Raw genomic sequence first — 21,406 nt, 5'->3', positions numbered from 1 at the left:
CCTACCACCGCCGCAGACGTCAAGCCGCCCTCGGACGGTTGACCCCCATCGAATACGAAGCAATCATGACCACATCAGCCAGTCAGGCTGCGTGACTAACACTGTCACCTACTCGTGCAGCAGACCCACCCGGCCGCACCGACCGGCGGCTACCACGAGTCGGGCACGGCGCACGACGCCACGTGCACGAGCATCCTGTCCTCGGGGACCGGAACGCGGGTCTTCACCTGGGACGACCCCGCGCCGGCCCCGAGCACCTTCACCTACAGCCGCAGCACCAGCCGCGTCGCCGGCACCATCGTGGTCCTCGCCTCCGGCACCATCACGGCGGGCAGCTTCGCGCCGAGCCGGGCGACGTCGCAGGGCACCGGCCTCCAGCCCGACGTCACGGCCTGCCTGACCGACGGCGCGTCGACGCTGAACGCCGTGGGCGCGTTGATCATCGGGCTCTGAGCGCCCTCGTCGGGCCAACGCCGGCTCAGCGGCGTGCCCGCATGATCAGCGCGGCGACGTAGTAGGTGCACGGCGTGTCGTCGGGGTTGGCGTACTCGTGCACCTGGTCGGCCTCGAAGTAGGCCGACTCGCCGGCGTCGAGGCGGACGACCTGGTCGCCCACGGTGAGCCGGAGCGCGCCCGCCTCGACGGCGACGTACTCGTGGGAGCCCGGCGCGTACGCGGGGAACGCGCCCGCGTCGCACCCCGGCGGCAGCGTGACGCGGATCAGCTCGAAGTTCACCCCGGCCACCACCGGTGACAGGACCGCCTTCTCCCAGCCCGCCGGGTGCACCGAGCGCTCCTGCTGCCGCCGCACGACCAGCCGCGGTGGGTCCTCGCCCGAGCCGAGCAGGGAGGCCAGCGGCACGCCGAGCCCGTCGGCGATGCGGTCCAGCACCAGCACGGTGGGCGCTTTGGCGGCCCGTTCGATGGCCGACAGCATGCTGACGCTCACCGAGCTTCGTTCGGCGAGCGCGGCCAGCGTCAGCTCCCGCTCGGTGCGCACGCGCTGGATCCGGCGGGCCAGTTCCTCCAACTCAAGCACTCCTCTATAGTAGATACATGTCTCCTATAGTGGAACGCCGGGTGGTGGAGGTCCGGGACGCCTGGCCGGCGGACCTCGGGGCGGTGACCCGGATCTTCGCGACCTACGTCGAGAACACCGTCGTCTCGTTGGCCGACACCCCGCCCAGCCGTGCGGACTGGGGCCGCCGGTACTGGGACGCGGCGGCGCGCGGGCTGCCGTTCCTCGTCGCGGAGGAGGACGGGCGGGTCGTCGGCATGGCGTACTGCTCGCCGTGGCGCGGCAAGGGCGGATACCGCTTCACCGCGGAGAGCTCGATCTACCTGGAGCCCTCGGCCACCGGCCGCGGCACCGGACGGCGGCTGCTGCGCGAGTTGCTCGACCGGTGCGAGCGCGCCGGCGTGCGCGAGGTGATCGCCGTCATCGTCGACCCCGGCGGCGAGGGGTCGGCGAAGCTGCACGAGTCGTGCGGCTACACCACCGTGGGCAGGCTGACGGGCGTCGGCCACAAGCACGGCACGGTGGTGGACACCGTGCTCATGCAGCACCGGACAGGTTCGACGGGCCGGGCCGGCGCGATGGCCGACCCGACCCGTCGAACGGCAGGGGCCGTTACGGGGTGACGGGCTTGCCGCCGAAGGTGACGGCCAGGCGGCCGTCGGAGGCGTAGGACCAGGCCAGGGCACCGGTGTAGGAAGCGCAGCGGGAACCGTTGCTGCCCGTCCAGAACTGGTTGGTGCCGTCGGCGTCGCCGGTGGTCTTGTCGTTCGTGCCGCTGCCGCTGCGGCACGAGGTGTTGTAGCGGAAGACCGAGGAGCCGCCGTCGAAGTTGAAGTTGCGCTCGGCGTTGTCGATGCTGATGTTGTTCGACACGGTCATGGAGCCGAGGTTGCGGTTGTAGGTGAAGCCGTGCTTGCCGTTGTCGTAGGCGATGTTGCGGCGGATGACGTGGTTGACGCCGATGTCCTCGCCGCCGAGCTTGTAGCCGTTGCGGTCGCCGTTGCCGGCCTGGCCGCCGTTGCTCAGGGTGCCGTTCTCGTAGGCCAGGGAGTCCTCGATGGTGACCGCGCCGATGGGGCCGGTGTCGGTCTTGGTGTAGAGGTCCCAGCCGTCGTCGATGTTGTTGTGCGCCACGGCGTAGCGGAACACGTTGCCGGGACCGGAGGTCAGCTTGGCGGCGAACCCGTCGGCGTCCTCGCCGTCGGAGTCGGCGTTGTCGTGCGACTCCGCGCTCAGGATCAGGTTGTTCGACGGCCACTGGTCCTTCGGCGTGGTGGACAGCATCCGCGACAGTTGCAGACCGGTGTCGCGGTTGAACCGCGTCACGGTCCGCTCGAAGATGTTGTTGCTGCCGCCGATGAAGATGCCGTTGTCACCGGCCCGCTCGACCACGATCCCCTTCACGTGCCAGTAGTTCCCGTTCACCGCCAGCCCGCGGTTGGCCGGGTCCTCCGCCTGCGCCGAGAAGTTCAGCACCGGCGTCTCACCGGGGTGGGCGAACAACTCCGTGCGGTCGCCCGCCGTGCCGTTGTTGCCCTGGGGGATGGTGACGGTCTGCGAGAACCGGTAGGTGCCGCCCCGCAGCAGGATCGTGCCGCCGGGCGTGATGCGGCTGATCGCCGAGGTCAACGTCGTCGGCTCGGACACCGTGCCCGCCGCGCTGTCGGTGCCGTTCGGCGCCACGTACAACGCCGAAGCCGGCGGGTTCGACGTGGTGGTGGTCGTCGTCGTGGTCGTCGTGGTCGTGGTCGTGGTCGTGGTGGTGGTGGTCGACGTCGGGCCGCCGTTGGTCGGGGTGAACGTCCACTGCTTGGTGGCGGCGCCGTCGCAGGAGTTGGTCTGCACCAACGCACCGGCCGCGGTGGAGCCGTCCTTGATGTTCGCGCACTTGCCGCCGTTGGCGTTGACCACGCGGTAGTTGCCGCCGCTGGCGGTCACGGCCCAGGTCTGGCTGGAGGACCCGGTGCACGTCTCCAACTGGATCGGCTTGCCCGCGCTGGTGGACGCGTCGCGCACGCCGACGCACAGGCCGCCGACCGCCGACGTGATGCGGTAGCCGCCGCTGACCGCGGTCAACGTCCACTCCTGGTCGCCGCCGCCGACGCACGCCTGCTGCTGGAGCTGCACCCCGCTCGTCGCGCTCGGCGCGTCGAGGCACTGCCCGCTGCCGGCGTTCTTCACCGTGTACGTGCCCGCGCCGACCGCCGCGTTCGCGGGCGCGGCGCTCGGCCACGCCGCGAGCGTGACGGCCAGCGCGCCCGCCGCGGCCGCCGCGATCAGTCCCCTGCGGACGCCACGCGGTCTTCTCGTCCGCGTGGCGGCAGGCTGCTCCGGTGTACCCATGACGACTCCGCTTCTCGACGCTGATCAGGAGGAGGTGCTCGACCGGAGCCCGAGGAGCGCGGCGGTGCGGGCATCCGATCGGTGGTGTGGCGCGCGAAGGCGACCCCGACGGACGAGAAAGACGTCAGGGCGCGTCCACCGCGGCACGACGCGGTCGACGGAAGGCGACGAACAAGGTGCCCCCTGGTGCTTCGTTGCGCCATTCGGACAACAAACCGTGTGCCCGCCGAATGTTATGAGGTCCACCCTGCCCGGTCAACGACCAAATCCGCGACCACGGCTTCGGCGACGGTATCGAATCACCCGAAGATGCAGGTCAGACGGGTGCCCTTGGACCACTTGGCCGCCCTGGAACTTCGGCGAACAATGCGGCCCGATCATACTTGTGAACAACTCCGGCCCGCACCGGTCATACATGTGAACAACGCGACGCCCCGCCGGGGTCCGGCGATACCGGGAAAAGCATTCTTCGGACATTGACGACCCTTGCCCGGGGACGTGCCCGAGACCGCCCGGAGCACGATCCGCCGGGTCGCCGGCACCCGCGTGGACGTGCCGAGGCGGGCGGCTCTGGTCTACTGTGGACGGGTGCTGCAGCTCAGCGGTCTGACGTGGACGGTCACCATCGCGTTCATCGTGCTGCTCCTGGCGGTGGACCTGGCCCTCGCCGCGGCGCGACCACACCGGGTGGGGTTCCGGGAAGCGAGCCTCTGGTCGATCTTCTACATCCTCGTCGCCGTCGGGTTCGGCGTCTGGCTCTGGTCGGCGCACGGCGGCGAGTTCGGCACCGAGTACTTCGCCGGGTACATCGTCGAGAAGAGCCTGTCGGTCGACAACCTGTTCGTCTTCGTGATCATCATGACCACGTTCGCCGTGCCCGAGGAGCATCAGCACAAGGTGCTGACCTTCGGGATCGTGCTCGCGCTGCTCATGCGCGCGGCGTTCATCGCGGTCGGGGCCACGCTGCTGGCCCTGTTCTCGTTCATGTTCCTGCTGTTCGGCCTGCTGCTGATCTTCACCGCCGTGCAGCTGTTCCGGCACCGCGACGAGGACCCGGACATCGAGAACAACGTGGTGGTCAGGACCGCGCGCCGGATCCTGCCGCTGACCGACGACTACGTCGGCGGCCGGATCCTCACCAAGGTCGACGGCAGGCGCGTGGCCACGCCGCTGTTCGTCGTGCTGGTGGCCATCGGCGGGGTGGACCTGCTGTTCGCGCTGGACTCCATCCCCGCGGTGTTCGGCGTGACCGAGGAGCCCTACATCGTCTTCACCGCGAACGCGTTCGCCCTGCTCGGCCTGCGGGCGTTGTTCTTCCTCGTCAAGGGCCTGCTCGACCGGCTGGTGTACCTGTCGACCGGGCTCGCGCTGATCCTGGCGTTCATCGGCGTCAAGCTGATCCTGCACTGGGCCCACGTCGACCTCGACGACCGCGTGCCCGAGATCCCGACCCCGGTCAGCCTCGGCGTGATCGTGGTGGTCCTGGTCGTGGTGACCGTGGCCAGCCTGATCAAGACCCGCCGCGACCCGTCGGCCCGGGCACACGCCGGCTCCCTGCGCGCCCACCCGAACCGCCCCGACGACCACCGCGAGTAGGCGGCGGGCCGCCGCGAACAGCGGGTCGGCGAACCGGCGGCCCCCGACGACCACCGCGAACCCGCGGCCGGCCCCCGCCGATCACGGCCCGACAGGCAACCATGCCGCCGCGCGCAGATCTCCACCGATCTCGGCGAACCGCGTCCCGCGCGTGCCCGCCCCACTACGATCGGTGGGGCAACTGGTGGTCGTCCGGGGGTGTCGGTGGCCAAGGTCTTCCTCAGCTACGCCACGCCGGACCGCGAGCTGGCCGACGAGGTGTTCGCGTGGCTGCGTGACGCCGGGCACGACGTGTTCCTCGACCGCGACCGGCGGCGGGGCATCGAGCTGGGCGAGGACTGGAAACCGCGGCTGTACCGGGAGCTGCGGCGCGGCGACGCCGTCGTGTGCCTGCTGACCCCCGCGTACCTGCGCTCGACGTGGTGCACGGCGGAGATCGCGATCGCCGACTCGCTCGGCTCCCGCATCCTGCCGCTGCGGACCACGCCGGAGCCGCACCCGCTGCTGGACCGCCAGCAGCACAGCGACCTCGGGCGCGACCCCGCCGAGGCGAGGTCGTGGCTGCTGGCCACGCTCCGGCGCATCGACGCGGGCGGCGCGCGGGAGTGGCGCGACGGCGACAACCCGTACCCCGGCCTGGAGCCGTTCACCGAGGAGCTGACCGGCCTGTTCTTCGGCCGGGCGCACGAGACCAGGGAGCTGGCCGCCCGCGTGCGCGCCGACGCCGGGCGGGACGTGGTGGCCGTGACGGGGCCGTCCGGGTGCGGCAAGTCGTCGCTGCTGCGGGCCGGGCTGGTGCCGGCACTCGGTGACTGGCTCTGCCTCACGCCGTGGCAGCCCGGTGACGACCCGGTGTCCGCGCTGGCCCGGGCGGTCACCACCACCGCCCGTCGGCACGGGCTCACGTGGCGGCTCGACGAGGTCCGCGACCGGCTCACCGCCGACCACGGCCTGCGCCACCTCACCGAGGAACTGCTGACCGACGGGCCGCGCCGCACGCGACTGCTCATCCCCGTCGACCAGGGCGAGGAGCTGTTCACCCGCGCCGACGACGGGCAACGCGCACGGCTGGGCCGGTTGCTGCGGCACGCGCTGGACGGCGGCAGCGCCAAGGTGGTGATCACCCTGCGCTCGGAGTTCCTGGACGACCTCGGCGGGTTGGGCGAACTCGGTCGGGTCGAGCCCTTCCTGCTCGGGCCGCTGCGCCGGGACATGCTCCAGCTCGCCATCGCCGAACCCGCCTCGATCGCCGGCCTGCGGATGCGGCCCGAGCTGGTCGCCCGGCTGGTGGGCGACACCGCGAGCGGCGAGGCGCTGCCGTTGCTGGCCTTCGCGCTGCAACAGCTCGCGCAGGACCGCACCCGCGGCGACGCGATCGGCCTCGCCGACTACGACGCGCTGGCCGCGCAGTCGGGCTACCGGCACCTCACGGCGCTGCACGCGGTGCTGGCCAGCCGGGCCGACCACGCGCTGGCCACGGCGGTGCGACGCAGCGGCCTCACCGAGCGCGAGGTGCTGACCGGGCTGTTCCGGCTGGTCACGTTGGACGACAACGACCGGCGCACGCAGCGGCGCGTGGTCACCGAGTCGCTGCCGGCCGACGTGCGCGCGGCTTTGGAGGTGTTCGTCGACCACCGGTTGCTCACGGTGGACGGCGACCAGGTCGGGCTCGCGCACGAAGCGCTGCTCACGGCGTGGCCGCCGCTGGACGAGCTGCTCACCGAGCACAGCTCGGCGCTGCGCACCGCGCGGGTGATCGAGCGCGCCGCGGCCGACTGGGTCGCCGCCGACCGCAGCGAGACCTACCTGTGGGACGCCGACCGGCTGGCCGAGCTGCCCCGTGACGCACCGGTCGTGGAGATCGACGACGACGCGGCGCGGTTCCTGGCCGCCAGTCGCGCCCGCGCCGACGCCACCCGGCGGCGGGCACGTCGACGCCGGGTCGGGTTCACCTCGGCGTTGGCCGCGCTGGCCGTGCTCGCGCTGATCGGCGCGCTGATCGCGGTCCGGCAGGCGGACGTCGCCGCGGCCGAACGCGACGCCGCGACCGTGCGCAGCCTGATCCTTCAGTCCGACGAGGTCCGCGAGACCAACCCGCGACTGGCGTTGCGCCTGGCGCTGGCCGCGCAGGCGATCTCCCCGGACGGGCAGGCGGCCGCGAGCCTCACCAAGACCCTCGCCACCCACAACTACCTGTCCAGCGCGGCCGGCCACACCACGCCCGTCGCGACCGTGGCGCTGAGCCCCGACGGGCGGCTGATGGCCAGTGGTGACACCGTCGACCACACCGTGCGCCTGTGGGACGTCGGCGACCCGGACGCCCCGCCCCGGCAGCTCGGCCCGCCGCTGCGCGACCACTCGAACTGGGTGCTCGCGGCCGCGTTCAGCCCGGACGGCCGCACCCTGGCGACGCTGAGCAACGCCGAGGCCATCCTGTGGGACGTCGGCGACCCCGGGAACCCCGTGAAGCGGCACACCCTGCTCACCGACGGCCGGCTCGCCGGGTCGGCGGACCCCAGCGCGTTGGGCCTGGTCCGCCCGGGAAGCCTCGGCATCGCGTTCAGCCCCGACGGCCGCACCCTCGCCACCACCAACGGCGGACTGGTCCTGTGGGACGTCGGCTCCGGTGGGCAGCCGCGCAGGCTGAGCACGCCGGTCCGGAAGTTCGACACCCACAGCGACGTGGCGTTCAGCCCCGACGGCCGGATCGTCGCGGCCACCGCGGAGCAGGGTGCCGACGTCGCGTTGTTCGACGTCGGCGACCCCGCCCACCCGGTCGAGGTGGGCCGCGTCGCCCTCGGCGCGGAGCAGGAGGCGACATCGGTCGCGTTCGACGAGGACGGCGCCACGCTGGCCGTCGCCACCGATCGCGGGCGCACGGACGGCACGCCCGGCGCGGTGCGGTTGTTCGACGTGCGCGACCCGGCCAGACCCGCCGCGCTGGGCGGCCCCATCACGATGCGGGGCCAGGCCGTGCGGGACGTGACGTTCTCCCCCGACGGCCGGACGCTGGCGATCGCGAGCGGTGACCGGACGGTGGTGCTGTGGGACGTCACCGCGCCCGCCGCGCCCCGCCGGGTCGGCCTGCCGCTGACCGACCACGACGGCGCGGTCGAGGAGGTCGCGTTCACCGCCGACGGGACGCGGTTCGCCACCGCGAGCGCCGACCACCGCGTGATCCTGTGGCGCACCACCGACCCGTTCCAGCCCACCCGGGTCGGCGAGCCCGTCACCGGTCACCGCGGCGGCATCGCGCTCGCGCTGTTCCGACCGGGTGACGGGTCGCTGTTCACGGTGGAGCGCACGCGCTCCGGTTGGCTGTGGCCCGCCGGCGCGGGCTCGGCCGACCGGAACCGGGAGCTGCCGCACGGGATGTTCATCACCGCCGCCGCGTTCAGCCCGGACGGCCGGTTCCTGGCCACCGGCGGCGAGAACGACACGGTCCAGCTGTGGGACGTGGCCGATCCCCGGGCGGTGTCCCGGTTCGGGGAGCCGATCCGGGGCCTGCCCGGCCGCGTCACCGGCCTCGCCTTCAGCGCGGACGGCCGCACGCTGCGTGCCGCGGCCGACGAGGAGACCTACCCCGAAACCGAGCGCCACTCGCTCACCGTCGCCGAGTGGGACGTGTCGGACCCGTCGCGCCCGCGCGAGACCGCCAAGGCCGTGCTCCGCGACGTGGACGGGGGCAACGGCGCCGGTTTCAGCCCCGACGGCCGGACGATGGTCGCCACCACGTCCACCGACGACACGACCGCGCTCGCCCTCTGGGACGTCACCACGCTGAGCGACGTCCGGCGCATCGCCCCGCTCGGCGACCACCAGGCACTCGGCTGGGCGTTCCGCGGCGACAACGCGCTGCTCGCCACGGCCGGCGAGGAGGTGGTGCTGTGGGACCTCTCCGACCGGGAGCACCCCAAGCAGTTCGGCGGCGTGGTCGCCGCCACCGGCACCGCCACGGCGGTCGCGCTCAGCCCGGACGGCCGCACGATGGCCGTGGCCGACGAGAACACCACCGTGCAGCTGTGGGACGTCCAGGACCCGGAGCGGCCGCGCCGCGTGGCCCAGCCGCTCGCCGAGCACGAGCCGGGCCGCGTGACGGCCCTGGCGTTCAGCTCCGACGGCCGGGCGCTGGTCACCGGCGACTCCGCCGGCAAGGCCGTCCGGTGGGACGTGGGCGCGTTGCCGGACCTGCGTGCGCGCGCCGTCGAGCGGGCCTGCGAACGCGCCGTGCGCGATTTGACCGCCGACGAGTGGTCCCGCTACGTCGGCCCGGGTCACGCTTACCGGCGCAGTTGCTCCACCTGACCGAGCCCGATCCGGAAGTAGTCGAACTCGTCCGGGTCGATCACGCCGTCGTCATCGTGGTCGATCAGCATCGCCGCGTAGACCGCGTCGGTGTTCAGGTCCTCCGGTGGTTCCAGCGCTTTGAAGAGCACCTCTTCCTGCCCCTCCCCGTGCGGCCGCACCCGTTCCCCGGCCAGGTTGCTGTGCACGTCGGTGCCCAGGAACAGGGTCATCCGGCCGGACCGCTCGTCGGCTCCCCCGGTGCCGGGTACGAAGTACGGCACCTGGTCCACCTCGCGCCCCGGTTCGAGCACGAAGATCGTCCGGTCGGTCCATGCCCCGATCATCAGCGAGTCATCGTCGCCCCGCGCGGGGAAGCGGAGCTCGAACTCGCCGCGCACCCGCGTCTCGACCACGCCGTCACGAACCCTCAGGGGCGCGCGGTGGCCGTTCTCCCAGAACTCGACGCCGAGGTTCGGCGACCGGTCCAGCTCGCTGGGGAACGCAGCCGAGGGCGTGGGGGCGGGATCCGGCGTCCCCGCGGACTGGCACGCGGTGGTCAGGACCAACAGGGCGGCGACCGTCCATGCCTTCGACACGACGGCATCGTAGGGCAGCGGTGCGGTTCAGGGTCGGCGATCGAGCGGAATGCCTTGGCGCGCAGGCGATTCCCGACCACCGCGAATCGACGCCGTCGCAGCCGGCGGTCGTGGGCGCCACAGCGGGCAGGGCACGCCGGTCAGCCGGTTGACCAGCACGGCCACCGCGATCAGCAGGACCACGCCGAGCATGATCTCCGCCAGGTGCAGCGGTGCGCGCAGGACGCCGAGGGCGACGATGAGGGTGGTCGCGCCGGCCGGCGGGTGCGGCATCCCGGACCAGGCCATGCCGCCGCACGTGAGGGTGAGGGCGAGCGCGGCGGCGCCGGCGCGCGGCCAGGTCAGGTGGTCCAGGGCGGGCGGCTCGTGCCACAGGTGGAACGCGGCCAGGCCCGCCGCGCCGGCGAGCACGCCGATCAGGTGGCCGGCGAGGGCGTTGCGCGGGCTGGCCGACGCCGCGGTCGGGGTGGCGAACAGCAGGTAGGCGGTGGGCCCGAGGGACGGGAACAGCAGCGGTTGACCGGTGAGCACGGCCAGGGCGGCGGGCACCGCGATGGACACGAGGGCCCCCGCCGCGAGGCGCAGGACCGCGTTCACCGGCCGTCCCACCCGCGTGGCGCCGGCCGCGCGGCGAGGCGCTCGTCGCGGCTGCGGTAGACGATGTAGGGGCGGACCAGGTAGTGCAGCGGCACGGTGAGGGCGTGCACGAGGCGGCTGAACGGCCACAGGACGAACAACGCCATCGCCGCGAGCGCGTGCAGTCGGTAGGGCAGCGGCACGTCACGCATCAAGGCCGGGTCCGGGTGCAGCAACAGGATCCCGCGCACCCACGGCGAGATGGTCGAGCGGTAGTCGTAACCGCCGCCGACGCCGTTGGTCAGCACGGTGGCGGCCATGCCCAGCAGCAGCACCGCCGCCAGCACCGGGTAGGTGAGCCGGTCGTCGCGGCTGGTCGCCGCGCGCACCGCGGGCGTGCGCCACCGCCGGTGCAGCAGGACGCCGAGCCCGACCAGCGTGGCCAGGCCCGCCAGTCCGCCCGCGCCGAGCGACACCAGGTGGTACAGCTCGTCGCGCACGCCCAGCCACCGGGTCACCGAGGCGGGCACGAGCAGGCCGCCGACGTGGCCCGCGAGCACGAACAGCAGCCCGACGTGGAACAGCGGGCCGCCGATCCGCAGCAGCCGGGACTCGTGCAGCTGGGAGCTGCGGGTGGTCCAGCCGAACCGGTCGTGCCGGTAGCGCCACGCGATGCCGCCGACGAACACGGTGATCGTCACGTAGGGCAGCACCGCCCACAGCAGCAGGTCGAGGGTCATCGGGTCGACTCCGGTGGTCGGGTCGGGTAGCCGAGCAGGACGGGTTCGAGCCCCACCCGCTCGACCGGGGTGTCGGCGGCGACCGGGCGGGCGTCCTCGCGCACCGGCACGGTGGCCAGCACGGTCGCCACGGCCGACGCGTAGGGCGTGCCGAGGTCGCGCAGGTTGCGGTGCAGCAGCTCCAGCGCCGGCCGGTACCCGGACAGCGGCCGCACCTCGCCGGTGCGGGCGGCGAACTCCAGCAGCACGGGCAGGTAGTCGGGCAGCTCGCCCGCCGCGGGCACGAAGCCGTGCCGCCGGTACTCCCGCTTGAGCCCGGCCAGCGACGCGCCGCGCCTGCGGGTGTCGCCGTCGGTGTACCAGGTCAGGTACAGGCACCGCTGCGCGTCGGTGTCGAACACCTCCACGTAGTGGCGGGCGGCCTCGACCGGCGGTGTGCGGCGCAGGTGGTCCAGCAGCGCGGCCAACCCGGGGTCGGGCACCTCGTCCAGGCACCGCCGCAGCAGCGGCAGCCGCTCGCGCAGCTCGTCGTCCGGGTAGTGCAGGCAGTGCGACGCCACGACCTGGCGCACCCTGGCCGTCCGGGTCACGGCGCCTCCCGGTCCAGGGTCGGGAACAGCCCGGCGGGGCGTTCCCCGTCGCGCCACACGAACAGGTCCGTGCGCCGCTCCGTCATGCCGGGCCCGCCGTCGGTGTCCAGGCTGCACGTGGTGGCGATGCCCTCCAGGTCGTGCGCCTGGCCGACCGCGGCCGTCGGGATCACGTACCGGTCGTCGTACTTGGCCACGGCCAGCAGGCGGTACATCGCCTCGATCGACTCGCCGTCGAGGCCGACGCGGCGCGGACCGGCCGGGTCGGGCGGCTCGCCGAGGTTGACCGCGCGCATGTGCGAGCGCATGGCGGCGAGCTTGCGCAGCGCCGCGCGCACCGGTTCCGGGTCGCCCGCGGTGAACAGCCCGGCGAGGTAATCCAACGGGATGCGCAAGGTGTCGACCGCGCCGAACAGGTTGCCCAGGTCCTCGCCGTCGAAGCCGGTGCCCGCCACCGCGTCCACGATCGGCGACAGCGGCGGCACGTACCAGACCATCGGCATGGTGCGGTACTCCGGGTGCAGCGGCAGGGCCACGCGGTAGCGGCAGATCAGCTCGTGGACCGGGGAGCGCTGCGCCGCGGTGATCCAGTCGTGCGTGATGCCCGCCCGTTCGGCGGCCCGGACCACCTCGGGGTCGTGCGGGTCGAGGAACACGCCCAACTGGGCCTGGTAGAGCCGCTGCTCGTCGGGGGTGGCGGCGGCCTCGCCGACCCGGTCGGCGTCGTAGAGCAGCACGCCGATGTAGCGCAGCCTGCCGACGCAGGTCTCCGCGCACACGGTCGGCTGGCCCACCTCCAGCCTCGGGTAGCAGAACGTGCACTTCTCGGCCTTGCCGGTCTTGTGGTTGAAGTACACCTTCTTGTACGGGCAGCCGGACACGCACATCCGCCAACCGCGGCAGCGGTCCTGGTCCACCAGGACGATGCCGTCCTCGCTGCGCTTGTACATCGCGCCGGACGGGCACGACGCCACGCACGTGGGGTTGAGGCAGTGCTCGCAGATGCGCGGCAGGTAGAACATGAACGACTGCTCGTAGTCGAAGCGCACCTCCCGCCCCAGCTTCTGCACCACCGGGTCGGCGGGTGCCAGCTCGGGCGCGCCACCCAGGCTGTCGTCCCAGTTGGGGCCCCACGTCACGGCGGCGGCCTCGCCGGTGATCGCCGACACCGGCCGGGCGACCGGGGTGTCGTCGCCCAGCGGGGCGTCGGTCAGCGTGCGGTAGTCGTAGGTCCAGGGCTGGTAGTAGTCGTCCAGGTGCGGCAGGTCGGGGTTGGCGAACAGCGACAGCAGGCGGCGCACCCGGCCGCCCGCGGCGGGCACCAGCTTGCCGCGCCGCAGCTTCCACCCGCCGCGCCAGCGCTCCTGGTCCTCGTGGCGGCGCGGGTAGCCCTGACCGGGTTTGGTCTCCACGTTGTTGAACCAGGCGTACTCCACGCCCTCGCGGTTGGTCCACGTCTGCTTGCAGGTGACCGAACAGGTGTGGCACCCGATGCACTTGTCCAGGTTCATCACCATCGCCAGCTGCGCCATGACGCGCATCAGTACGTCACCTCCTGGCTGCGGCGGCGCAGCACGGTCACCTCGTCGCGCTGGTTGCCGGTCGGCCCGTAGTAGTTGAGCGCGAAGGACAACTGCCCGTACCCGCCGATCAGGTGCGTCGGCTTGATCTGCAGCCGGGTCAGGGAGTTGTGGATGCCGCCGCGCTTGCCGGTCGTCTCGCTCTTCGGCACGTTCACCGTCCGCTCCTGCGCGTGGTAGAGGAACACGGTGCCGGTGGGCATCCGGTGCGACACGATCGCCCGCCCGACGACCACGCCGTTGCGGTTGACCGCCTCCACCCAGTCGTTGTCGCGCACGCCGATGGCCGCGGCGTCGGCCGGGCTCACCCAGAACGCGGGCCCGCCGCGCGACAGCGTCTGCATGATCGGGTTGTCCTGGTACTCGGAGTGGATGGACCACTTCGAGTGCGGCGTGAGGTACCGGACGGTCACCTCGGGGCCGTTCGGGCCCAGCCGCGGTTCGCCGAACAGCCGGTGCAGGTCCAGCGGCGGCCGGTACACCGGCAGTTGCTCGCCCAGCTCGGCCACCCAGTCGTGGTCGAGGAAGAAGTGCTGCCGACCGGTGAGCGTGTGCCACGGCTTGAGGCGCTCGACGTTGATGGTGAACGGCGCGTAGCGGCGGCCGCCGGACTCGTCGCCCGACCACTCCGGGCTGGTGACCACCGACGCCGGGCGGGACCGGGTGTCGGCGAAGGTGACCCGGTGCGCCCTGTGGTGCTCCACCAGCGGGCGCAGCGGTGTGCCGACGCGTTCCTCCAGCGCCGCGAAACCGGCGTCGGAGACCCGGCCGTTGGTGGTGCCCGACAGCGCGAGCACGGCGTCGGCGGCCTTGCGGTCGGTGTCCAGCGCGGGCCTGCCCGCCGCCGGGCCGCCGGCGACGACCCCGTTGGCCTCGGCGAGCCACGCCACCTCCGGGCCGACCTCGGCGGTCCAGCCCTTGGTGGTGACGCCGAGCTTGTCCACCAGCGGCCCCAGGGCGGCGAGCTTGGCCGCGACTGCGGTGTAGTCGCGCTCCACCACGGTGAGCACGGGGAACGTGCGGCCGGGCACCGGTTCGCCGTCGCCCTCGCGCCAGTCGTGCACCACTCCCCCGGGCTGGGCGGTCTCGCCCGGCGTGTCGTGCTGCATCGCGGTGGCGACGAGGTCGCGGCGCGTGCCCAGGTGGGTGGCGGCCAGCTCGCTGAACCGGGTGGCGATGGCGTGGAAGGCGTCGAAGTCCGTGCGCGCCTGCCACGGCGGGTCCACGGCCGCGTTGAAGGAGTGCACGAACGGGTGCATGTCCGTGCTCGACAGGTCGTGCTTCTCGTACCAGGTGGCGGCCGGCAGCGTCACGTCGGCGAACAGCGTGGTGCTGGTCATCCGGAAGTCCAGGGCCAGCAACAGGTCCAGCTTGCCCTCGGGCGCGTCGTCACGCCACCGCACCGTGCGCGGGCGCTGGTCGGGTGGGGTCTGCTCGGCGCGCGGGTTGCCGTCGGCGCCCAGGAGGTGCCGCAGGAAGTACTCGTTGCCCTTGGCCGACGAGCCGAGCAGGTTCGCCCGCCACACGGTGAGCACGCGCGGCCAGTTCGCGGGCGCGTCGGGGTCCTCGCAGGCGAAGCCCACCTCGCCGGCGCGCACCCGTGCCGTCACGTGCGCCACCGGGTCCTCCCCCGCGGCCTCCGCCTCGTCGCACAGGTCCAGCGGGTTGCGGTCGAACGTCGGGTAGGACGGCATCCAGCCCAGCCGCGCCGACTGCGCCAGGCAGTCGGCGACCGTCCGGCCCGCCAGCGCGCCCTTCGCGCCCGGCCAGGTCAGGCCGTCGGCGGTGAGCCGGTCGTAGCGCCACTGGTCGGTGTGGGTGTACCAGTAGCCGGTGCCGATCATCTGGCGCGGCGGTCGGTGCCAGTCCAGCGCGCCCGCCAGGGTCGCCCAGCCGGTCAGCGGCCGCACCTTCTCCTGGCCGACGTAGTGCGCCCAGCCGCCGCCGTTGCGGCCCTGGCAGCCGGTGAGCAGCAGCAGGGTCAGGAACGACCGGTAGACCAGGTCGGAGTGGAACCAGTGGTTCGTGCCCGCGCCCATGACGATCATGCAGCGGCCCTTCGAGCGCACCGCGGTGTCGGCGAACTCGCGGGCGATGCGCGTGGTCCGGGCCGCCGCCACGCCGGTCACCTGCTCCGCCCACGCCGGGGTGCCCGGTGCGTCCGCGTCGTCGTACCCGGTGGGCCACTGCCCGGGCAGGTCGGGGCGGCCCACGCCGTACTGGGCCAGCAGCAGGTCGAACACGGTGGTCACCAGGCGGCCCGCCACCCGCCGCACCGGCACGCCGCGGGTGATCGCGCCCGCCTGGCCGTCCGGCGCGTCGAACCGGGGCAGCAGCACTTCCACCGCGCCGTCCGGTCCACCGTGGACGGTCAGCGCGGGCGTCACGTCGCCCAGGTCGAGGTTCCACCGGCCCGGCTCGTCGGCCCACCGGAAGCCCAGCGACCCGTTCGGCACCACCGGCACGTCGCGGCCGGCGTCCAGCACCACCGTCTTCCAGCGCGCGCCGGGCGAGGTGTCGCCCAGGTCGGCGGCGGTGAGGAACTTGCCCGGCGCCAGGCCGCCGTCGCGTTCCTCCACCGTGACGAGGAACGGCAGGTCGGTGAACCGGCGGACGTAGTCGGCGAAGAACGGCACCTGCCGCTCGACGAAGCACTCGCGCAGCACCACGTGCCCCATCGCCACGGCCAGCGCCGCGTCCGTGCCGGGGTGCGGGGCCAACCACTCGTCGGCGAACTTCGTGGCGTCGGAGTAGTCCGGCGAGCACACCACGACCTTCTGGCCGCGGTAGCGGGCCTCGGTCATGAAGTGCGCGTCCGGCGTGCGCGTCACCGGCACGTTCGAGCCCCACAGCACCAGGTAGGCCGCGTCCCACCAGTCCGCGGACTCCGGCACGTCGGTCTGGTCGCCGAACACCTGCGGCGAGGCGGGCGGCAGGTCGGCGTACCAGTCGTAGAACGACAGCATCGGCGCGCCGATGAGCGCCATGAACCGCGAGCCGACCGCGTGCGAGACCATCGACATGGCCGGGATGGGCGAGAAGCCCGCGATCCGGTCCGGGCCGTGGACCTTGACGGTGTGCACGTGCGCGGCGGCGACCAGCTCCACCGCCTCGTCCCACGTGACGCGGATCAGGCCTCCCTTGCCGCGGGCCCGCTGGTAGGCGCGGCGCTTGACCGGGTCGTCCATTATGGACGCCCACGCGTCGACCGGGTCGTCGTGCGCCTTGCGCGCCTCGCGGTACATCTCCACCAGGACGCCCCGCGCGTACGGGTAGCGCACGCGCAGCGGTGAGTACGTGTACCAGGAGAACGACGCGCCGCGCGGGCAGCCCCGCGGCTCGTACTCGGGGCGGTCGGGGCCGGTGGAGGGGTAGTCGGTGTCCTGGGTCTCCCAGGTGATGATGCCGTCCTTGACGTAGACGTTCCACCGGCACGACCCGGTGCAGTTCACCCCATGCGTGGAGGGCACGACCTTGTCGTGGCTCCACCGGTCCCGGTAGAAGGCGTCGCCCTCGCGACCGCCCCGGCGGAAGGTCGCCCGCAGGTCGTCGGAGACCTCGTCCCTGGTCAGGAACCGCCCGGCGGCCGACAGCAGGGCGTCGGCCGGGCCGTGCGGCGGACGCTCGGACCCGGTGCGCTGGAATACCGCGCGCATGCGGTCGTTCCCTTCTCGGAAGGTGCCGTTCGGATTGGCGCGAATAAAATCATGTAACGGCGTGTGACAGCTCCATTACAACCCAATGTGATGGCGTTCACAACCTTAAAAATGCGTTTTACCATCCCATGTGCCCGCATTTGCCGGCACTGTGCAAAGCCTTTGCGCACTCTCCAAGAATTCACTCGAAGCGGTGAACAACCACCCCCGCCGGCTCACTACGCTGGGCACGGGCGCGAATCCGACAGAGAGGTCGATCATGAGCGCCGACGCACTCCTGCACATCCGCGCGGCCGTCCGCGGCCGGGGCGACAACCGCATCGCCGTCCTGCTGGTGGACTGCCGGACCCGCCTGCCGCTGCCCCTGCCCGCCGCGTTGACCGCCCGGGGGTTGAGCCTGGTCGCCGACATCGACGACATCGCGCTCCCCATCGCCCGCGGCTGGGCCGTCGAGGCGTCCGCCGAGGAACTGACGTTGCGCTGGCCCCACCGGACACCCCTGGTCGACCACGTCGCCGTGGAGCGCCCCGGCGTGTGGGGCTGGGCCGCGGGCGTGCGCCGCACCGTGCTCGTGCTGGTCGGGACGCACCTCGCCCTGGACGACCCGGACCCGACCCACCACCGCGCCTGCCTGAAGGCCGCCGCCGCCCGCGGCACCCTGGTCGGCGGCGCGGTGCCGTACGCGCGATCGACCACGAATCAACACCACGAAGTTGCCAATTGCCCGAGCTATTCCCCGCGAGCCCGAACAGTGCTGCTCACCTGCAACCGTCGGACGGGCCACGCGAATGGGCACCACCCGCTGGGCCGCTGATCACACTTTCACTCAGCCGAGCGGTTTGCCCGAAACGCGCCACTCCTGAGCCCATTTGTTTTCGAGCCAGTTCACGCACGGTAGGCAACACGGCCGAACGGCTGAAGAATGTTTATCGTCGATTGAGACGGGTCACGGTGGTCGGCGGGGCGGGTGAGTGGCTCGTGGTCCCAGGACGTGCAAGAGGGCCAGTGCCTCGGCGTCGGGGGATCCGGCCGGCGCGCTGTAGACGACGAGGTGCTGGTCGCGGTCATCCAGGGTGAGGGTGTCGCAGTCGACGGTGACCGGGCCGACCACCGGGTGGTGGAAGGTCTTGGTCAGCATCGGCGCCGTCCGCACGTCGTGCCGCTCCCAGAGGCGGGCGAAGTCGGGGCTGCCGGCGCGGAGTTCGCCGACGAGGTCGACCACCACGGGGTCCGTCGGGTAGCGGGCGAGGGTGGTGCGCAGCCGCGTGACCACGTGGTGGCGGAACTCGGCGGCGTCGGAGATCCCGTACAGCGGGGTGTCGTCGGGCCGCGGCCCGGGGAACGCCCGACGTGCCAGGTTGCGGTCGGCCTCGGCGAGCCGGGAGAAGTCCTCCATCAACGCGGCCGCCAGGTCGTTCCACGCCAGCACCTCGAACGCGGCGGACGTGACGAAGGCGGCCGTGCGCGGCAGCCGGTCGAGCAGCGCGAGGATGCTCGGGCGCACGTCGCGCCGGTGCAGCCGCGTGCGCAGCGGCGCCGTGCCCGCCAGGGTGTGGAGGTGGTCGGACTCGTCGTCGGTGAGCCGCAGCGCGCCGGCGATCGCGGCCAGGACCTCGCTCGACGGCCTGGGCGCACGGCCCTGTTCGAGCCGCGTGTAGTACTCGGTGGAGATGTGCGCCAGGACCGCGACCTCCTCGCGGCGCAGGCCGGGTGTCCGGCGTCGTGGGCCAGGGGGAAGTCCGACGTCCTGCGGCCGCAGCCGTTCGCGCCGGCCGCGGAGGAACGCCCCGAGCTCCTGCTTGTCCACACCCCCAGTCTGCCCGCCGCGCGGCCGCGTCAGCCTGGTACGGCTTGTGCCTGCCTGCGGCCGTGGACCGGGCCGACGCTGGTGGCATGACGAACACCAACGGCACCGCACCCCTCGGCCTGCTCACCGGCAAGGTCGTCTTCATCACCGGCGCCGGCCGCGGCATCGGGGCGGCCGCGGCCCGGCTCTTCGCCGCCGAGGGCGCCGCCGTCGTGCTGGCCGCCCGCGGCGCCGACGCCCTCGACCGCGTCGTCGCGGGGATCCGCGCCGACGGCGGCGTCGCCGACGCCGTCACCCTCGACCTCGCCGACCCCGCGACCGTCCGCGCCGCCGTCGACCACGTGGGCGAGCTGCACGGACGGCTGGACGGCGCGTTCAACAACGGCGCGGCCATCCAACGGCCCGGGCCCCTCGACACCACCAGCGACGAGGACGTGGACGAGCAGTTCGCGGTGAACTTCCGCGCGCACTGGACCGCCATGACCGCCGAGGCCGCGCTCATGCGGCGGGGCGGCGGTGGGGCGATCGTCAACACCTCCAGCATCGGCAGCCGCCGCGCCAACCCCGCCCTGCCCGCTTACGGGGCCATGAAACGCGCGCTCAACAGCCTCACCGAGACCGCCGCGGTGAGCTGGGCGGGCGACCGCATCCGGGTCAACGGCATCACGGCGGGCGGCACGGCCACGCGGATGATCGACACCTGGGAGGCCGCGAGCCCCGGCACCGTCGAGCGGCTGACCGCCCACATCCCGCTGGGCAGGATGGCCGAGCCCCGCGAGATCGCCGAGGCGGCCGCGTGGCTGCTCAGCGACCGGGCCTCCTACGTGACGGGCGCGCTGCTGCCGGTCGACGGCGGCGCGGGGGCCTGATCCCACGACGGCGGGGCCTTGCCGGGAGCGCGTCCCGGCAAGGCCCCGCCGTCGTGCCGGACGGGCTACGGCTTGTCGGAGACCTTGATCCGGCCCTCGATGATCTGCGCCTTGAACCCTTCGAGGATGCCCTGGAGCTTCGCGTCGATCCGCCCACCGGACGTGGCGTACCCGACGCCGTCGACCTTCAGGTCGAACACCTTCGGCAGCGAGGCCAGGTCGTTCTTCGCGGCGGCCCGGACGAAGTCGTACACCGCCACGTCGACGCGCTTCAGGCTCGACGCCACGATGACGTCCCGGCTGTCGGCGAGCGCGGGCTGGTTGTACTGGTCCGCGTCGCACCCGATGCCCAGCACGCCCGCCTGCTTGACCGCGGAGAAGACGCCGATGCCGGACGCGCCCGCGGCCGGGTAGAGGACGTCCGCGCCCTTGTCGATCAGGCCCTTCGCGGTCTCCATGCCCTTGACCGGGTCCTGGAAGCCGGTGAAGTCGGTGGCCGGCGTGATGTACTTCTTCTCCACCACGATCTTCGGCGCGGCCGCCTTCGCGCCCTGCGCGTACCCGGCCTCGAACTTGTGGATCAGCGGGATGTCGACGCCGCCGACGAAGCCGACGTGGCACTTGCGGCTCTGGTACGCGGCCACGACGCCCGCCAGGAACGCGCCCTCCTGCTCGGCGAACACCAGCGGCGTGACGTTGGCCGCCTCCGGCACGGCCGAGTCGACCAGGCCGAACCGGACGTCCGGGAACTCGGGCGCGACGACCTTCAGCGACTCGGTGTAGGCGAAGCCGACCGCGACGACCGGGTTGAAGCCCTCGCGGGCGAGCTGGCGCAACCGGGTTTGCTTGACCGACTCGTCCTCGCTCGGCGCGGCGGACAGCTCCCGGGTGTTCTCCTTCGCGACCCCGAGGTCCTTGATCGCCCGGTCGAACCCGGCGGCGGCGAGGTCGTTGAACGACGCGTCACCGCGACCGCCGATGTCGTAGGCGAGGCCGACCTTGAGCCCGCTCCCGTCGACCTCGTCGCCGTCGGCGGCCCTGGTGCTGTCGGTGGCGCTGGTGGTGGCGGGCGCGCTGGGCGGTGTCGCGAACTCGCACCCGGCCGCGGCGGTGGACCCGGTCGACGCGGTGGACCCGGAGTCCTTGGCGCAGGCGCTCACCACCATGAGGCTGGTCAACGCGATCGCGGCAACAGTGGTCCCACGCACAAGACGGCGCACGGCTCGTCCCTTCCCTGCTCGTCGAGCAGACACTCCCCCGATGGCCGTATCAGGGCTGGCGTGACGGACCGTACCTTCCCGGTGCCGCCATTCGGGTGAGCGTTCACCTGCTGGGAATGACTTAGGGCACACGCGCAGCGATCACCCGCAGGACGGGCGCGGCCGGACCGCTCCGCGCCCGCTCGTGGTGCTGCGGGGCGATCGCGCACACGCTCGGGTCGACCGGCCCATCCGGCGACCGGTCGGACACCAGCGGTCCACGGCTCGCGTGCCAGGTCCAGCGCGTCGTCGGGCCGCCGCGATCCCGGACCGGGTCGCCGCGACCAGCGCCAGGCGGCGTCCCCGGTCGGCCCGCGGCGACCTCCACCTCCAGCCGGACGACCGGATCGTCCTCGTCCACGCCGGCGTCCCCGAGCACCTCGGCCGCGGCCAACGCACCACCGCGGTGCGGCGGGGAGGACGGACCCGCTCGGGCCACGTACTGGGTGAGGGGCGCACCGAGCGTCCCCACGACGGGAAAGGGGCGAT

General features: G+C 72.9%; 17 protein-coding genes. 6 read left to right on the top strand and 11 right to left on the bottom strand.

Annotated elements, in window-relative coordinates; translation table 11 throughout:
- Nucleotides 1-114: 114 nt before the first annotated feature.
- Complete coding sequence (locus tag LZG04_RS30550) at nucleotides 115-453, top strand: hypothetical protein (RefSeq protein WP_233823424.1); 339 nt, start codon at nucleotides 115-117, stop codon at nucleotides 451-453.
- Between the two features lie 25 nt (nucleotides 454-478).
- Here LZG04_RS30550 and LZG04_RS30545 read toward each other — a convergent pair whose 3' ends face one another.
- A complete protein-coding gene (locus LZG04_RS30545) occupies nucleotides 479-1,039 on the bottom strand; it encodes a helix-turn-helix domain-containing protein (protein WP_233823422.1) in 561 nt (186 codons plus the stop codon).
- A gap of 17 nt (nucleotides 1,040-1,056) precedes the next feature.
- Here LZG04_RS30545 and LZG04_RS30540 point away from each other — a divergent pair, with 17 nt between their 5' ends.
- Nucleotides 1,057-1,641, top strand: coding sequence for a GNAT family N-acetyltransferase (locus LZG04_RS30540; RefSeq protein ID WP_233823420.1), 585 nt, complete (start codon nucleotides 1,057-1,059; stop codon nucleotides 1,639-1,641).
- Here LZG04_RS30540 and LZG04_RS30535 read toward each other — a convergent pair.
- Nucleotides 1,631-3,361, bottom strand: coding sequence for an RICIN domain-containing protein (locus tag LZG04_RS30535; protein WP_233823418.1), 1,731 nt, complete (start codon nucleotides 3,359-3,361; stop codon nucleotides 1,631-1,633). The two genes, LZG04_RS30540 and LZG04_RS30535, sit on opposite strands and share 11 nt — an antisense overlap.
- 588 nt (nucleotides 3,362-3,949) lie before the next feature.
- On the opposite strand from LZG04_RS30535, the gene LZG04_RS30530 reads away from it, so the two are divergent.
- Nucleotides 3,950-4,957: a TerC/Alx family metal homeostasis membrane protein gene (locus LZG04_RS30530; RefSeq protein WP_233823438.1), complete on the top strand. Its 1,008-nt coding sequence runs from the start codon at nucleotides 3,950-3,952 to the stop codon at nucleotides 4,955-4,957.
- Nucleotides 4,958-5,161: 204 nt separating this feature from the next.
- A complete protein-coding gene (locus LZG04_RS30525; protein WP_233823416.1) occupies nucleotides 5,162-9,262 on the top strand; it encodes a TIR domain-containing protein in 4,101 nt (1,366 codons plus the stop codon).
- Here LZG04_RS30525 and LZG04_RS30520 read toward each other — a convergent pair.
- The 6 genes from LZG04_RS30520 to LZG04_RS30495 are packed head-to-tail and all read right to left on the bottom strand — an operon-like array spanning nucleotide 9,238 to nucleotide 16,982.
- Entirely contained in the window at nucleotides 9,238-9,840 is a 603-nt protein-coding gene (locus tag LZG04_RS30520) for a hypothetical protein (protein WP_233823414.1), read from the bottom strand. The genes LZG04_RS30525 and LZG04_RS30520 overlap by 25 nt on opposite strands.
- A 27-nt stretch (nucleotides 9,841-9,867) precedes the next feature.
- Nucleotides 9,868-10,437 (bottom strand): HPP family protein, encoded by a 570-nt coding sequence (locus LZG04_RS30515; protein WP_233823412.1) that lies wholly within the window; start codon nucleotides 10,435-10,437, stop codon nucleotides 9,868-9,870.
- Nucleotides 10,434-11,156, bottom strand: coding sequence for a respiratory nitrate reductase subunit gamma (narI, locus tag LZG04_RS30510; protein WP_233823410.1), 723 nt, complete (start codon nucleotides 11,154-11,156; stop codon nucleotides 10,434-10,436). The genes LZG04_RS30515 and narI overlap by 4 nt, the downstream gene beginning before the upstream one ends.
- Nucleotides 11,153-11,746, bottom strand: coding sequence for a nitrate reductase molybdenum cofactor assembly chaperone (gene narJ / locus LZG04_RS30505; protein ID WP_233823408.1), 594 nt, complete (start codon nucleotides 11,744-11,746; stop codon nucleotides 11,153-11,155). The genes narI and narJ overlap by 4 nt, the downstream gene beginning before the upstream one ends.
- Nucleotides 11,743-13,287 (bottom strand): nitrate reductase subunit beta, encoded by a 1,545-nt coding sequence (narH, locus tag LZG04_RS30500; RefSeq protein ID WP_233823406.1) that lies wholly within the window; start codon nucleotides 13,285-13,287, stop codon nucleotides 11,743-11,745. The genes narJ and narH overlap by 4 nt, the downstream gene beginning before the upstream one ends.
- Nucleotides 13,287-16,982 carry a nitrate reductase subunit alpha gene (locus LZG04_RS30495; RefSeq protein WP_233823404.1) on the bottom strand — a complete coding sequence of 1,232 codons (3,696 nt, stop codon included), beginning with the start codon at nucleotides 16,980-16,982 and terminating at the stop codon, nucleotides 13,287-13,289. The genes narH and LZG04_RS30495 overlap by 1 nt, the downstream gene beginning before the upstream one ends.
- A 259-nt stretch (nucleotides 16,983-17,241) precedes the next feature.
- Here LZG04_RS30495 and LZG04_RS30490 point away from each other — a divergent pair, with 259 nt between their 5' ends.
- The gene (locus LZG04_RS30490) at nucleotides 17,242-17,796 is read left to right on the top strand and encodes a hypothetical protein (protein ID WP_233823402.1); all 555 of its coding nucleotides are present in this window, start codon (nucleotides 17,242-17,244) and stop codon (nucleotides 17,794-17,796) included.
- Nucleotides 17,797-17,928: 132 nt separating this feature from the next.
- On the opposite strand, the gene LZG04_RS30485 is transcribed toward LZG04_RS30490, so the two are convergent.
- On the bottom strand, nucleotides 17,929-18,789 hold the full coding sequence (locus tag LZG04_RS30485; protein WP_233823400.1) for a helix-turn-helix transcriptional regulator: 861 nt from the start codon (nucleotides 18,787-18,789) through the stop codon (nucleotides 17,929-17,931).
- Between the two features lie 86 nt (nucleotides 18,790-18,875).
- Between LZG04_RS30485 and LZG04_RS30480 the strand changes: the two genes are divergently transcribed.
- Nucleotides 18,876-19,658, top strand: a complete 783-nt coding sequence (locus LZG04_RS30480; protein WP_233823398.1) for an SDR family NAD(P)-dependent oxidoreductase — start codon at nucleotides 18,876-18,878, stop codon at nucleotides 19,656-19,658.
- A gap of 65 nt (nucleotides 19,659-19,723) precedes the next feature.
- Here LZG04_RS30480 and LZG04_RS30475 read toward each other — a convergent pair whose 3' ends face one another.
- On the bottom strand, nucleotides 19,724-20,866 hold the full coding sequence (locus tag LZG04_RS30475) for a BMP family protein (protein WP_233823436.1): 1,143 nt from the start codon (nucleotides 20,864-20,866) through the stop codon (nucleotides 19,724-19,726).
- Between the two features lie 133 nt (nucleotides 20,867-20,999).
- On the bottom strand, nucleotides 21,000-21,389 hold the full coding sequence (locus LZG04_RS30470) for a hypothetical protein (RefSeq protein WP_233823396.1): 390 nt from the start codon (nucleotides 21,387-21,389) through the stop codon (nucleotides 21,000-21,002).
- Nucleotides 21,390-21,406 lie beyond the last annotated feature (17 nt).

Origin of the sequence: Saccharothrix sp. S26 (genome assembly GCF_021390395.1) — a bacterium.
Lineage (GTDB): Bacteria > Actinomycetota > Actinomycetes > Mycobacteriales > Pseudonocardiaceae > Actinosynnema.
The sequence above is the reverse complement of the archived record's forward strand: the minus strand, read 5'-3'. Positions and strand labels throughout refer to the sequence as shown.